The organism is Bacillus sp. z26 (assembly GCF_058313635.1).
This window is the reverse complement of the sequence record NZ_JBZFQM010000002.1, coordinates 901376-915672: the sequence shown is the minus strand read 5'-3', so window position 1 is coordinate 915672 and position 14297 is coordinate 901376. Positions and strand designations below refer to the sequence as shown.

Sequence of the window (14297 nt, the reverse complement as noted above, 5' to 3'; positions counted from 1 at the left end):
GCTGTAGAGTAGGCCGGAGCTTAACTGTTCCGGCTTATTTGTATCGCAAGCAAGAGCTTGCTGATTGCCATTTTGTCTGCTTGGATTATGAAATGTTTTTTTCGGTTGATAAATGAGATATAATGGTCAATAAACGAATATAAGGAGAGGAGGATATAATTGAAATCAAAATTACATTTTTGGACATTGGAAATTCTATTGATCATGCTGGTCATTTTTGTTAGCACAAAAATTTCTTTTTTATTTAACCCAATTGGAATCTTCATTTCTACGCTCTTTTTTCCAATCTTAATATCAGGGTTTTTGTTTTATTTGTTAAATCCGTTTTTAAAATTTATGGTGAAGCGTAAAATCCCAAAAATCATAGGAATATTGATACTATACATAGCTCTGATTGGTTTATTCATATTTGGAGGAGCAACAGTTGGACCGGTTGTTTCAGAGCAAATAACGGATTTAGTCGTCAATACTCCAAAATTTATCGATGATATTATAAAAATTATTGAGGACGCATCTGATTCCCCGTTGGTTAAGTATGTAATCCAACAGGATTTTGTGCAAATCGACCAACTAAAAGACCGATTGCTTGAATTTACAACAAATGTGACAAAGAATATCACGACTGGAGTCTCGGCCGTTTTCTCCTTTATCACGAATTTGACATTAATTATCATAACAGTACCGTTCATCCTCTTTTATATGCTGAAGGATGGAAATAAGCTTCCAAATGCGATTATGAGATTTTTGCCAGCTTCTTTTAGAAAAGAAGGTATGGTTATCATTCACGAAACTTCTGAGACATTAGCAAGTTATATACAGGGACAAATTGTTGTCTGTATTTTTGTTGGTGCCAGTTGTTTTATCGGTTTCTTAATTTTGGATTTACCATATGCCCTGACACTGGGGTTGGTACTTGCTGTTACTAATATCATTCCATATGTAGGTCCATTTATTGGTGCTGCACCTGCAGTGGTTGTCGGTTTATTTCAGTCTCCTTTAACAGCTATTTTTGTTATTGTGGTGATTTTAGTTGTTCAACAATTAGATGGAAATTTAATATCTCCACTAATTATTGGGAAATCACTTAATATTCATCCGCTGACCATTATCATGATCTTATTGGTTGCCGGAAGTTTAGCAGGCATAATGGGGATGATATTGGCCGTCCCAACCTATGCTGTTGTAAAAACGATTTCCCAAAATATTATAAGGCTCTATAAATTGTATAAGACAAAAACAACCGTACTAACCGAATGACTATAGAGCAGAACCTGATAGGGGTTCTGCTTTTTTATTACCTAAAAAAGTACATTATTGTTTAAATGATTGCAGGTTATTGTAGCGGTCTTGAGATAGATGACATAAATTAAAAAGACTGCATCTCCAATTAAGTAATTTTATCCTAATTGAAGGTACAGTCCAGTATTTAAAAAATGGTTCATTTGTGTTTAGGAGAACAGTACGTTATCGTTCTTGACGATACTTTTATGCGAGGCTTCTAAAAGCTGAAACTCGCTAACCTTTTTTTTGATTTCAACATAGCGTATATGATGGTCTTCCATATCAATGATGGTAACTTCGAAGCTCCCAAGATCGACAGTATCCCCCAGCTTAGCATCATAATTTTCAGTTAGCACCCATCCGCCTATTGTATCGATATCGGTATCGTCTAAATCAGTGCCAAGTAAGTCATTGATTTCACTCAGTAATACTTTTGAATCAATGATATAGGAACCATCTGAATTTTTACGAATCTCAGGTACTTCGTCAGCATCGAATTCATCGCGGATTTCTCCAACAATTTCTTCTACAATATCTTCAATAGTAACCAATCCTGAAGTTCCGCCGTATTCATCCATTAAAACGGCCATGTGGATGCGATCGGATTGCATCTTGACTAATAAATCACGAATTGGAAATGTATCGATAACACGGATGATAGGCCTGATATAGGGTTCCAAAGTAACCGTTGTAACCTGTTTATGCTGGACAACATCTGTCAGTATTTCTTTTACATTCACTAATCCGATGATGTGATCCTTATCCCCATCAATAACCGGATAGCGGGTGAATTTCTCTGCATGAAATACATCAATAAAATCTTTTACCAGGTTATCTTTTGATAAGGAAATCATTTCTGTTCGTGGTACCATAATTTCTTTAGCGATTCGGTTATCAAATTCAAATATATTATTTACATATTTAAATTCAGATTGGTTGATTTCGCCGCTCTTCAAGCTATCAGAAAGAATAATTTGCAGTTCTTCTTCAGTATGTGCTATCTCATGTTCCGATGCAGGTTCGACCCCGACTAATTTTGCAGTAAGTCTGGCGGAACCATTAAGCGCCCAAATAAATGGATACATTATTTTGTAGAACGTCATAAGTGGCTTAGAGATAAGAAGAGCAATTGCTTCCGCTTTTTGAATGGCAATAGTCTTTGGTGCTAATTCACCAATAACTACATGAATAAATGTTATTAACATAAAAGACAGAATGATGGTCAGGGTTTTCGAAACGGTATCCGGCAATGACAATATAGACATGAACGGAGATATGATAGAGGCAAATGTATCTTCACCTATCCAGCCAAGTGCAAGTGCTGTAACCGTTATTCCGAGCTGACAGGCAGACAAGTATTCATCCAGATTAGTAATGATCTTTTTTGTACTAATTGCCCTTTGATTTCCTTCTTCCAGTAATTGATCTATCCGTGAAGATCGAATTTTAACAATTGCGAACTCCGATGCAACAAAAAAAGCGGTTAACGCAATCAAAATGGCTATAAAAACCAAATTCCATATGTCCAATAAATTTCCTTTAACCGTTTATGACGGTCAAGGAGTCACCTCCTGTAGTAATTAGCTGGTGTTTTAGCTCAATCGGTTAAATTTATAATATCGATAATATGAATGTATTTGGCCATCAACTTCCCATGTAAATCACCCCTTGATTAATAAGAGAAGTATTGGAAAAAGAGTTATTACTAACCATTATATTAAATATTCAAATGAATAGCATTTGTTTTTAATCCCAATTTATTCGTTACTTGTATTTTCTCCAAAATGAAAAATGGGACTATCTTTTTTTCAGTAATTTAGTAAAATTTAAAGAGTGGAATTATTTTCATAGATAACATAAATATAGTGCTATATACATATACTTTCGATATGAAATATATTTATTTGTATATGTCAAATAAAATGCTCATATTCAGGTTTGAGGGTTGACGGCATGGGTATATGTGTATCGATTAGTATAAAATAGAGGTGGAGACTGTGTGGGTGGATATCGTATCTAAATTCAAAGTGCAGGGAGTAATCATTGAAAAGACAAAATCGCGTAATGAAATATTTACGAATGTGTTTATTTCAGGTCCCTTTGTTCTGGGTAATGAAATAATGGCTGAAAATACATCAGAGTACAAGAAGCAAGTAGATTTAAAAAATCATTAATTATAATATATATATAACTTGATAAACGGCAAGCTGTTTTCCGAAAAGACGTATATATTGCGTCTTTTTTTTTTGGATGAGTTGTTGAAAATGGAAAATGTTCGTTATATATATATAAAGAGAACTAAGAAAAAATATCCCATGAAATACGATACTTATTATTATTTCCTACATCGTTCTTAGATCCAATTTAGCTCAAATTAAGACTCAGTAACACCATAAATCCCTCCTGTAATTCTTTCCATTGTCATCTTAGGAATAATCTACTATTATTATATTATAATAATAAAAAATGCATCTGATTAGTTAGATGTACTTTTGATAAATCCTCCTTATTAGGGAGGATTATTAAATTGATAATATAAAAAATTGAAGGAGGGCATCTATGAACCTTACAATTAGAATTATATTAGGATTATTTATTGGTGCGATTGTAGGATTAGCTCTTAATATTTTTTCACCTCAATTATTTGAAATCTTAAATACTGTAGCATTTTCACCAATTGGCAATCTGTTTATTAATGCCATCACAATGTTAGTAGTCCCGATTGTACTCATTTCAATCACTTTGGGTACAGCAGGTTTGGGTGATCCTAAAAAACTCGGCAGGATTGGTGGTAAAACAATTCTTTATTTCCTGTCTACAACTGCATTTGCCATCACAATTGGTATATTCCTTGCCTTAGTCATTAAACCAGGGAATGGAGGTAATTTTGATATTGCCTCGGCTGAATATACAGCCACTACAGCCCCCTCTTTTTCTGAAACTCTCATTAATATCATTCCAAAGAATCCAATTCAGGCGATGGCTGAAGGAAATATGCTCCAAGTAATTGTAATGTCTATTTTCTTTGGGATTGCCATTACGGCTCTTGGTGAGAAAACAAAGGGTATTATTAACCTCTTGGAGCAAGGTAATGAGGTACTGATGTATTTAGTTAACCTTATTATGAAAGCAGCACCGTATGCGACTTTTGCCTTGATAGCAACTGCTATTGGCAATCAGGGTCTCCCAGCTATTAGAAATATGGGTCTTTATATGATCGTCGTTCTATTGGCATTGCTGATTCATACCATTTTCACATATGGGGGAGCCATTGCAATATTTGCGAGACGTAATCCAATTGAATTTTTCAAGAAGTTTTTCCCAGCTATGACAGTAGGTTTTAGTACTTCATCGAGCAGTGCAACTTTGCCGGTAGCTATGGAGCTTACACAAAAAGAGTTAAAAGTACCAAAAAGCATCAGCAGTTTTGTACAGCCACTTGGTGCTACCATTAATATGGATGGAACAGCTATCATGCAAGGGGTTGCCACTGTATTTATTGCCCAAGCCTATGGCGTGGAACTTACGATGACGCAATTAATTACCGTAATATTAACAGCTGTTCTTGCAAGTATTGGAACAGCGGGAGTACCAGGTGTGGGATTAATCATGCTGACCATGGTTCTTGGACAGGTTGGCCTTCCGGTTGAAGGTGTAGGATTGATCTTGGGTATTGATCGTTTACTTGATATGACTAGAACAGCAGTTAATATTACAGGAGATGCATCCTGTGCCCTTATCATTGCTGAATCTGAAAAGAAACGTGAAGAAAGGGAAAATGAAGCATCAGAAATAGAAGTAGAAGAAATGACTGCCTAATTAGTTTAGTTTTGAAAAGTAAATGCTTGCTTATAGATGGCAAAATTAGTACGATGTAAGAAATGAATAGTATTCCACAAGGGGAGCCAGTGGCTGAGAGTGAACGAATGAGTTCTGACCCTTTGAACCTGTTAGTTAACACTAGCGTAGGAATGTGGCTGAATGAATGTAAATGTAAGCAATGCGAGCCATTTTGTGCGCGCATTGCTTTTTTGTATTTTGTTTATGCCCGATCAAGACTTGAGATGACTATTCAAAACTCTTGATAGAAAGGGGAAGTACAATGAGAAACAACCGATTATTATTTATGGTGGAGATTTCTGTTTTTTCTGCTTTGGCATTTATCTTTGATTTATTGGCCAGTGTTCTGTCTTTCAGTTTATGGCCGCAGGGAGGAAGCGTGTCAATTGCTATGGTACCTGTTTTTTTAATGGCGTATCGCTGGGGTGTCAAAGGGGGTGTAACAACTGGATTACTGCTTGGTCTATTGCAAATATTATCAGGAACTGCTTATATCATGCACCCTATTCAAGGGCTCCTTGATTATATTGTTGCCTATACGGTAGTTGGCTTAGCAGGACTTGTGTTTAAGTATGTTGAAAGAGAAGGAATTAGAAAGAAGGACTTGAAAACTTCTGGTATGGTCCTAATGGGAATCTTACTCGGTAGTACTCTGCGTTTTATCGCTCATTTTATTGCCGGAATCGTGTTCTTTGGTTCTGGTTCGGCCGATGGCCAATCGGTCGCTGTATTTTCGTTACTGTATAATTTATCCTACATGTTGCCAAGTGTGATTGTTAGCGGATTTATTATGATGCTTTTATTTGCTGCCGCACCGCGAGTCATCCTCAGAAAGCCCGCACATCATTCATAAATGAATAAATCACTATATCTGGACTCTCAACATCATTGAGAGCCTTTTTGTGTTTCGCTTATACCTACTGTGTACTATTTCTCTATTCTTAATGAATTATTATTTTTAGTATAGACTGGTTCTTTTGACCTTTACTTTTATTCTAAGTAGGTTTTTAGGAAGAAGAACAAGGGAATATAAAAAAATTAGTAAATATATACATTATAGTACCTCTTTTCCATTTATTTCTATTATAATAGTAGTAGTGAACATTGATTGTGGAGAGTATAAAATATTAATTTATAGATGGGAAGAGGGATGTTTATGAGTAAGGATGAGATTATTCGTCTAATATCTGAACGTATGAGATTAATCCGTGTGGAGGTTGATTATACACAAGACAAGATGGCTGAAATAATAGGAATTTCCAAAAAAACATTGGTGCAGATCGAAAAGGAACGCAATGAAGCAAGCTGGACAACTGTTGTGGCTGTCGTTTCATTGTTTCGTGAAACCTTAACTGTGCAGACATTATTTGGCGGGGATCCACTCGAAGTTATTGAAACGGTTTCAAGAGAAAGAATTGATTACAGAAAAGAAAAAATGCTTGGCGGCAAGGTATGGTGGAAAGATATTCTGCTTGAAGGAGGGTATGTTCTGCAGCAAAATATGATAAGTGAACACTACCGGATTCTGGACGAGGATCAATACCGGATTTATAGCTCATTAAATGAAAACGATGTCCATAGTAAATTTAAAGAATTAGTCAATAAAGTTCTGCAATCATAATGTTTGGAATAAGAGAGATTCCTGCGGTACATATGAATGAAGTTTTCCTGGAATGTCTCTTTTAATTTAAGGAGTTTTCGATTTGAGAAGGCAAATGGATGACCTCCTGTTTCTTTGCAGAAAAGCAGGAGGTCATATTAGTAGGATCAGGTACATTTAGTCTTTATTTAGCGACTAAAACAGGGCAATTGGAATTACTTATAATTTTTTCGGAAATACTTCCAAGGAATAATTTACGAAGGCCGGAACTGCTGCTGTTGCCGACAATAATTAAATCGGCACCTTCTTTCTCTGCGTATTGGAGAATCATATCATCCGTGTCCCCTTCGAGTACAACAAAATGTGAATGAATCAAATTATTATCTTCAAGACTGTTTACATATCTTTCAATTTCCTCAAGCTGAGTACTCGTAGATGTGCTGTTGTTTATTAGATGACTCTTTTCTGATAAGATGGTTTGACCCTGGCTGGAGTCTGCATAGAATGGTGCATTGCTGGAAGTGACAAATGTTTCATCTGGAATAGAGGCCTCATTAGTTTCCTCATAAACATATACAACTGACAACAATGAGTTTTCATTACTCTTACAAAGATCTAGTCCCATTGATAAACCTAATTTTGCCGAATCTGAGCCATCAAACGCCACTAATATATGTTTGAACATATAGATTCAGTCCCTTCCATTTTTTTCTCTCCTTTATTATTTATCCTAAATCAGATGGATGGAAACATATTACATGTATCTCTGTATCAATCTGCCTATAAGATGCTGTTCTGTAGCAATAAGTGTAAAGTATCAAATGACCTGATTTTACTTAATTTGCTGGAGAAAACGATTATATTGTACGATATCTCTAAACTAATCGATAATTAGATAAATATGACAAAAGACCAGTGGTCATACCGGTAAATTTCCTGTATTCTTGTGTTATAGAAAAAAGAGGTGATGTGGATGTTCAAAGATAAACAACCCCAAGGTATTCACCCTATTATAAAAAAATGCTTAACTCATTTGGATGTTTTGGGAGCAGATGTTAAAGTAAAGCAAATTGTTTATATGTATATGGAGATATTGCATAAGGAAATTGAAGCCTCGAATAATGAGTTTATTAAATGAAAATAGAGTGAAGGTAAACAACTGTCTATCAGTTGTTTTTTTATTTTTTGTGTATAATATGTAAAAATACATATAAATTTAATTGATTATAAGTGGAGGGAAATAAGGATGCGTCAAAAGTATTTTAAAAAAGCACTGGGTATATTCGACCATTCTCGTCTATTACAGATTCTTCTGCTTGGAATATCTTTTGTAGGTCTTATCATAAGTGTATTTTTTTATATACTTTTTAATCAGGAAGTAGATTTGTCTCATTTAAAAACTGAACTTATGCAGCCAACTATTATTTATGACATGAATGGAGAAGAGGCAAGTAAAATTTCAGCAAATAAAACGGAAGGTGTTTCAATCGATAAAATTCCGCAACATGTTATTGATGCAGTGATTTCGATAGAAGACCGACGTTTTTATGAACACACTGGGATTGATTATAAAGGAATTATTCGGGCTGCATACAAAAATTTCACAGCAGGCTCAGTCGTACAGGGTGGAAGTACCATTACGCAGCAACTGGCAAAAATAACGTTGCTAACTCCTGAACAAACGTTAAAAAGAAAGCTGAAAGAAGTTGCAATTGCCAGCCAGATTGAACGTGAATACACAAAAGATGAAATCATGGAAATGTATTTAAATCAAATTTATTTTGGTCATGGAGCCTGGGGAATTCAGAATGCCAGCAAAGTATATTTTGGTAAAGAAGTTGAAAAAATTAATTTATCAGAGGCTGCTTTGCTGGCCGGTTTAATACACGCACCCTCTTCTTTAGATCCATATAAAAATTATGATGCCGCTAAAAACAGACAGAAGGTCGTGCTCAAGCAAATGAAAAATAGCGGTTTTATTACGGATGAAGAAAGAGAATCAGCAGTTAATACTGAAATTAAATTGACAGAATTAAGCGACCCGTTAAAAGGCATGTATCCATACTATGTAGACCAAGTGATTGCGGAAGCCAGTAAAGAATATGGAATTGTCCAGGATGAGTTATTAACGGGCGGGTACAAAATCTATACTGAATTAGATACAAGTATGCAGGGAGCGATCGAAAAGGTCTATCAACAAGATGATTTATTCGCCAAAGGTTCAAATACAAATGAGCTTGTGCAGAGCGGTGCAGTTTTACTTGATCCCAAGACAGGGGGCGTGAGGGCACTGGTGGGGGGAAGAGGGGAGCATGTTTTTCTTGGATACAACAGGGCAACCCAATTAAAGGCCCAGCCAGGTTCAGTTATGAAGCCGCTTGCGGTATATGCGCCTGCTCTTGAAAAGGGATATAAACCCGCAGATTTAATTATAGATGAGGAAATGAAATTTGCCGGAGATTATAACCCAAAGAATTATAATGACCAGTATGAGGGGGAGATCCCTATGTTTGAGGCTGTCTATAAATCTAAAAATATCCCTGCTGTTTGGCTTTTAAATGAAATAGGTATTCAAACTGGAATAGATTATGCAGAGAAGTTTGGCATTAAGTTAAAAAAGGAGGATCGAAATCTTGGTCTGGCTTTAGGAGGTTTACATGAAGGTGTATCTCCTTTAGAAATCGCCTCTGCTTATTCTGTTTTTGCAAATGAAGGAATACGTCAGGAATCGCATCTTATCCAAAAGATTGAAGATGCCAATGGACAAGAAGTAGATGAATTTAAAGGAAAAGAAACAAAGGTTACGACAAAAGAAGTAGCAGAAAATATGACAGCGATGCTTAAGGGTGTCGTAGAGCATGAAGATGGAACCGGAACAAATGCAAAAGTACAGAATAGAGATATAGCCGGTAAAACAGGTTCAACTCAGGTAAATGGAGTGTCAGCGCAAAATGCGGTAAAAGATGAATGGTTTGTCGGCTATTCTCCTAACCTCGTTGGTGCAGTGTGGATGGGATATGACAGAACGACAGTTAATCAGTATCTTTTAAAAGATAAAACAAGAGGTGCAAATATTGTTTTTAAAGAAATTATGACAGGTGCATTGCAAAATATGGAACGTGAAACTTTTGATGTCCCAACCATTAATGATATGGAGAAGGAAGCAGAAAAGAATCGTTTTAAAAACTATTGGATTGAGCAAAAGGAAAAAATCAATAAGAGTTTTGAGGATTGGCTCAATCGCTGGAAGAATTAAGCGTGGGATGTTCCTCAGATAAAATATGGATCCGGATTATCAGTTAAGTGAAAATGAAAAAAGCACATTTGAAATCGTAAATGTTACGGTTTCAAATGTGCTTTTCTGTATTTTGGATTAAGACATTGATGGAGTTAACTCAGTACTCTCTTCCAGACAGATATTTTCGATATGATCGATTGCAGCTTGTGCATTTTCCCCTTTAACAAGAACCTTGATATGAGCATCTTGACCTAATGTTAAGAAAAATGCTGTTAATGAAGAAATATTTCTAACATCAATTTCCTGGCCATTTTTCTCCAGATTTATTGATCCATCATAGTTTTTGGCATATTGTGCAATACACATTAATTGTGGTAGTGTAATTTGTTTGTCAATAGAAAGTTCAGTAGAACCCATTTCATATTTTTCCATTTATCTCACCTTTTCATCTGTGTTTATGAAGGATATATATACTATTTACCCGATGCTATATCAGTTAAACAAAAAATAGATAGTGTGGGGATATTATGGTGAACTGGAATAATCTCGGTATAGTTTTCAACATGAGATATTTTTATTTTCTATTTATGTAGATAAGAGGTTAATTATCTGTTTTAACTTGATAATTGTATACATAATAGATGGGTTTGTCACGCTTGGTATAGCTATTGTCATGACTTTGGTTTTTTTATTAGACATGCGCTTTGGAATACAGGAGTCTTTTAAGAATAAAATTTAAGCGCTATCATTTGACCGTTTGCCATAATAGAGAGTATGTTCTTAATAGTGAGATAATTTTAAATAGGGGATGATGAAGGTGGAATATCGGATTGAAAAAGATACAATGGGAGAAGTACGTGTTCCAGCTGATCGTTATTGGGGAGCTCAAACAGAACGCAGCCGTAATAACTTTAAGATTGGACAAGAATTAATGCCGATTGAGATTGTATATGCCTTTGCAGAACTGAAAAAAGCGGCGGCATATTCCAATTATGAATTAGGTAATTTAGCTGAAGAAAAAAAGAATGCCATATCATATGTTTGTGATGAGATTATTGAAGGAAATTTAGATAATCATTTTCCTCTTAAAGTATGGCAAACTGGGTCCGGTACTCAAAGTAATATGAATATTAATGAAGTGGTGGCACGTAAAGGGAATGAATGGTTGAAAGAAAATGGGTCTGAAGCAACCTTGCATCCAAATGATGATGTAAATATGTCGCAAAGTTCTAATGATACATATCCTACTGCCCTGCATATTGCTGCCTATGAGGCAATTCATAAAAATGTACTACCTGAAATAACTGCTTTTATAAAAGTGCTTCAAGAAAAAGAACAGGAATTCATGGACATTGTTAAGATTGGACGTACCCATTTGCAGGATGCTACTCCATTAACACTTGGCCAGGAAATAAGCGGTTGGAGATATAGCTTTGAACGTTCTGAACAGATGATTAGAGAAAGCTCAGAGAAATTACTGAGCCTGGCGATCGGTGGTACAGCTGTTGGAACGGGTATTAATGCACATATGGAATTTGGCGATAAAACAGCGGGTTATCTTTCTGAACAGACTGGCTATAGCTTCAGTTCTTCACCAAATAAATTTCATGCACTAACCAGCCATGATGAAATCGTTTATGCACACGGGGCATTAAAAGCACTGGCTATGGATGCCATGAAGGTTGCCAATGATATTCGCTGGTTGGCAAGCGGCCCTCGCAGTGGAATTGGAGAGCTTACGATCCCGGCCAATGAACCTGGAAGCTCTATTATGCCTGGTAAGGTAAACCCGACACAAAGTGAAGCTTTAACAATGGTTGCAGTACAAGTATTTGGAAATGATGCAGCTATTGGATTTGCAGCCAGCCAGGGTAATTTTGAATTGAATGTGTTCAAACCTGTCATTGCGTATAACTTCCTGCAATCAGCCAGATTATTGTCAGATGCTCTTAAATCTTTCAGGGTTAATTGCTTGGTAGGACTTGAGGCGAATATAAAAAGTATTCAAAAGAATGTAGAATCCTCACTTATGCTCGTAACAGCATTGAATCCGCATATTGGATATGAGAAAGCAGCTGAAATTGCCAAGCTTGCTTTTAAAGATAATAGTACATTAAAAGAAGCAGCCTTAAAATCAGGTTATTTAACATCGGATGAATTTGATCAATGGGTGAATCCGAAAGATATGGTCAAACAGAAATCTTAAATAACGAAAAGTAACCCCCTTCCGGAATATACGGAAGGGGGTTTTGTCCATTAAATTATGAAGTTTTAATTAAGATTGAGATTTACCGCTGATTTGTTGTTCGCCCATACGAACCAGTCTTTTGGTAATTTCTCCTCCAACAGATCCGTTCGCACGCGCTGTTGTATCAGCACCCAGTTGTACCCCGAATTCGTTAGAAATTTCGTATTTCATTTGATTGATTGCTTCTGCTGCTCCTGGAGCAACCAATTCATTAGATGAATTGCTGTTTGATCTATTTTGATTCATGTATAAGCTCCTCCATAAAAATTAATTTTAGTTTGGTTGGGTCAGTCGGATTTGAACCGACTAGTAGGAGATTATCGTGTGGAATCCCCAAAGCCCTTTAACGGCTTGACCCAAGGTTATAAGTTTTCGTCTTTCTAGTAGCTAGTATGGAAAGGTTCATTTTAATTTATACACAGATATAATTAGAAAAAATTGGGGGACTGACATTGTGTAAACAGGTAAATATTAATTGACCTAGATAAACATAAAAAATCTGATTAAGTGAAACGCTAATGGAAAGACGAAGTTAGGGGCGGGTTGTATGGAATGTCCTTTATGCAATGGTCTAACCTCCATCGTATATCCATGTATAGCATGTCATAATAATATGGATGATTTTGGAAAGGTTATGGATTACTACGATGATTACAGTGCATATCTGGAAACGTATATACAGAAGGAAATAGATGGTGACCCTCAATCGGTGAACCAGTCTATATGCAGACATCTTTTGTCTTGCAGCCAATGTGGAAAAGATAAAGTAATATCGATTCATGAAATGGATATTTAGGGTCTTTTTAGAGGTCTGGTAAAAAGGAAAGGGCAGTACCGTATCTGAAAAGAAACAAAAAAGCCAAATCCATAAAGGAAATTGGCTTCATTTAACTCAAATATTAAGGGCGAATTCTAACCTCAGTGTCTTTATCAAAGAAGTGAGCTTTGTTCATATCAAGTCCTAATTTCAAGGTATCCATTGGTTTGATATCAGTACGGGAATCAATGCGTGCTACGATGGATTGGCCTTCAATTTGTGTATAGAGCATTGTTTCAGCACCCATGAGTTCTGCTACTTCAATTTGGCAGGTAACTGTTGAACCTGGAGAAGCATCTATGAATATAGGTTCATCATTAATATCCTCTGGACGAATACCAAGTACTACTTCTTTGCCTATATAGCCTTTTTGACGAAGATAGCTTAATTTACCTTCAGGAACAGCAATGCGTGTACTGCCAGTTACAAAATAGCCATCTTCTAAAGAACCAGAAAGAAAGTTCATAGCAGGAGATCCGATAAATCCACCTACAAAGATGTTCTCGGGTTTTTCGTAAACATCTTTAGGTGCACCAACTTGATGAATTAAGCCATCTTTCATAACAACAAGGCGAGTAGCCATCGTCATTGCTTCAGTTTGGTCATGCGTCACATAAATGGTAGTAGTATTCAATCTTTGGTGGAGCTTAGCAATCTCGGCGCGCATTTGTACACGCAATTTAGCATCAAGATTTGACAAAGGTTCATCCATAAGGAATACTTTAGCATCACGAACAATGGCACGGCCCAATGCAACACGTTGACGTTGACCACCGGATAGGGCTTTTGGTTTACGATTTAAATATTCTTCAAGTCCAAGAATACGCGCAGCATCCTTCACACGGCGATCGATTTCAGCTTTATCAAATTTACGTAGCTTTAATCCAAAAGCCATATTATCATACACACTCATATGTGGATACAGGGCATAGTTCTGGAAAACCATTGCAATATCACGGTCTTTTGGCGGTACATCATTTACTCGTTTATCATCAATATAAAAATCACCTTTAGATATTTCCTCTAATCCGGCGATCATACGTAAGGTCGTGGATTTACCACATCCAGAAGGGCCTACGAACACGATAAACTCTTTGTCCTGTATGTGTAAATTGAAATCGGTAACTGCAGTTACTTTATTGTCATAAACTTTATAAATATGTTCTAATTTTAGCTCAGCCATCTTTATAATGTCCTCCTTAAAAAACCATTTAATAATGAAACCCTTTTCACAATTTATTTTACTAGTCTAATAGTTAAAAATATATGTTCA

The 14297-nt window shown here is 36.1% G+C and carries 14 protein-coding genes and 1 riboswitch; of the genes, 9 read left to right on the top strand and 5 right to left on the bottom strand.

Annotated features, from left to right (window positions below):
• The first annotated feature begins 204 nt into the window (after nucleotides 1-204).
• Nucleotides 205-1257, top strand: a complete 1053-nt coding sequence (locus tag AC4G3K_RS09665) for an AI-2E family transporter (RefSeq protein WP_491077168.1) — start codon at nucleotides 205-207, stop codon at nucleotides 1255-1257.
• Between the two features lie 191 nt (nucleotides 1258-1448).
• On the opposite strand, the gene AC4G3K_RS09660 is transcribed toward AC4G3K_RS09665, so the two are convergent.
• Nucleotides 1449-2810, bottom strand: a complete 1362-nt coding sequence (locus AC4G3K_RS09660; protein ID WP_491133173.1) for a hemolysin family protein — start codon at nucleotides 2808-2810, stop codon at nucleotides 1449-1451.
• A 474-nt stretch (nucleotides 2811-3284) separates the two neighbouring features.
• Between AC4G3K_RS09660 and AC4G3K_RS09655 the strand changes: the two genes are divergently transcribed.
• The 4 genes from AC4G3K_RS09655 (at nucleotide 3285) to AC4G3K_RS09640 (ending at nucleotide 6742) form a co-directional block, all read left to right on the top strand.
• Nucleotides 3285-3455 carry a hypothetical protein gene (locus tag AC4G3K_RS09655; RefSeq protein WP_491076390.1) on the top strand — a complete coding sequence of 57 codons (171 nt, stop codon included), beginning with the start codon at nucleotides 3285-3287 and terminating at the stop codon, nucleotides 3453-3455.
• A 385-nt stretch (nucleotides 3456-3840) separates the two neighbouring features.
• The gene (locus AC4G3K_RS09650) at nucleotides 3841-5100 is read left to right on the top strand and encodes a dicarboxylate/amino acid:cation symporter (RefSeq protein WP_491133172.1); all 1260 of its coding nucleotides are present in this window, start codon (nucleotides 3841-3843) and stop codon (nucleotides 5098-5100) included.
• A gap of 69 nt (nucleotides 5101-5169) precedes the next feature.
• A riboswitch (TPP riboswitch) is annotated at nucleotides 5170-5270 on the top strand.
• A 113-nt stretch (nucleotides 5271-5383) separates the two neighbouring features.
• On the top strand, nucleotides 5384-5974 hold the full coding sequence (gene thiT, locus AC4G3K_RS09645; protein WP_491133171.1) for an energy-coupled thiamine transporter ThiT: 591 nt from the start codon (nucleotides 5384-5386) through the stop codon (nucleotides 5972-5974).
• Between the two features lie 303 nt (nucleotides 5975-6277).
• Nucleotides 6278-6742, top strand: a complete 465-nt coding sequence (locus tag AC4G3K_RS09640; protein ID WP_491076393.1) for a helix-turn-helix domain-containing protein — start codon at nucleotides 6278-6280, stop codon at nucleotides 6740-6742.
• Nucleotides 6743-6905: 163 nt separating this feature from the next.
• Here AC4G3K_RS09640 and AC4G3K_RS09635 read toward each other — a convergent pair whose 3' ends face one another.
• Nucleotides 6906-7406, bottom strand: coding sequence for a universal stress protein (locus tag AC4G3K_RS09635; RefSeq protein WP_491076394.1), 501 nt, complete (start codon nucleotides 7404-7406; stop codon nucleotides 6906-6908).
• A 288-nt stretch (nucleotides 7407-7694) separates the two neighbouring features.
• Here AC4G3K_RS09635 and AC4G3K_RS09630 point away from each other — a divergent pair, with 288 nt between their 5' ends.
• Together AC4G3K_RS09630 and AC4G3K_RS09625 are read left to right on the top strand one after the other, a co-directional pair.
• Nucleotides 7695-7859 (top strand): hypothetical protein, encoded by a 165-nt coding sequence (locus tag AC4G3K_RS09630; protein WP_491076395.1) that lies wholly within the window; start codon nucleotides 7695-7697, stop codon nucleotides 7857-7859.
• Nucleotides 7860-7967: 108 nt separating this feature from the next.
• Complete coding sequence (locus AC4G3K_RS09625; RefSeq protein WP_491133170.1) at nucleotides 7968-9977, top strand: transglycosylase domain-containing protein; 2010 nt, start codon at nucleotides 7968-7970, stop codon at nucleotides 9975-9977.
• 117 nt (nucleotides 9978-10094) lie between these two features.
• Here AC4G3K_RS09625 and AC4G3K_RS09620 read toward each other — a convergent pair whose 3' ends face one another.
• Nucleotides 10095-10391, bottom strand: a complete 297-nt coding sequence (locus AC4G3K_RS09620) for an HPr family phosphocarrier protein (protein WP_491076397.1) — start codon at nucleotides 10389-10391, stop codon at nucleotides 10095-10097.
• A 385-nt stretch (nucleotides 10392-10776) separates the two neighbouring features.
• On the opposite strand from AC4G3K_RS09620, the gene fumC reads away from it, so the two are divergent.
• Nucleotides 10777-12165, top strand: coding sequence for a class II fumarate hydratase (gene fumC / locus AC4G3K_RS09615; protein WP_491076398.1), 1389 nt, complete (start codon nucleotides 10777-10779; stop codon nucleotides 12163-12165).
• Between the two features lie 69 nt (nucleotides 12166-12234).
• On the opposite strand, the gene AC4G3K_RS09610 is transcribed toward fumC, so the two are convergent.
• The gene (locus tag AC4G3K_RS09610) at nucleotides 12235-12453 is read right to left on the bottom strand and encodes an alpha/beta-type small acid-soluble spore protein (RefSeq protein ID WP_491076399.1); all 219 of its coding nucleotides are present in this window, start codon (nucleotides 12451-12453) and stop codon (nucleotides 12235-12237) included.
• A 301-nt stretch (nucleotides 12454-12754) separates the two neighbouring features.
• Here AC4G3K_RS09610 and AC4G3K_RS09605 point away from each other — a divergent pair, with 301 nt between their 5' ends.
• Nucleotides 12755-13003 (top strand): hypothetical protein, encoded by a 249-nt coding sequence (locus tag AC4G3K_RS09605; protein ID WP_491133169.1) that lies wholly within the window; start codon nucleotides 12755-12757, stop codon nucleotides 13001-13003.
• 103 nt (nucleotides 13004-13106) lie between these two features.
• Here AC4G3K_RS09605 and AC4G3K_RS09600 read toward each other — a convergent pair whose 3' ends face one another.
• On the bottom strand, nucleotides 13107-14207 hold the full coding sequence (locus tag AC4G3K_RS09600; protein WP_491076401.1) for an ABC transporter ATP-binding protein: 1101 nt from the start codon (nucleotides 14205-14207) through the stop codon (nucleotides 13107-13109).
• Nucleotides 14208-14297: the final 90 nt, after the last annotated feature.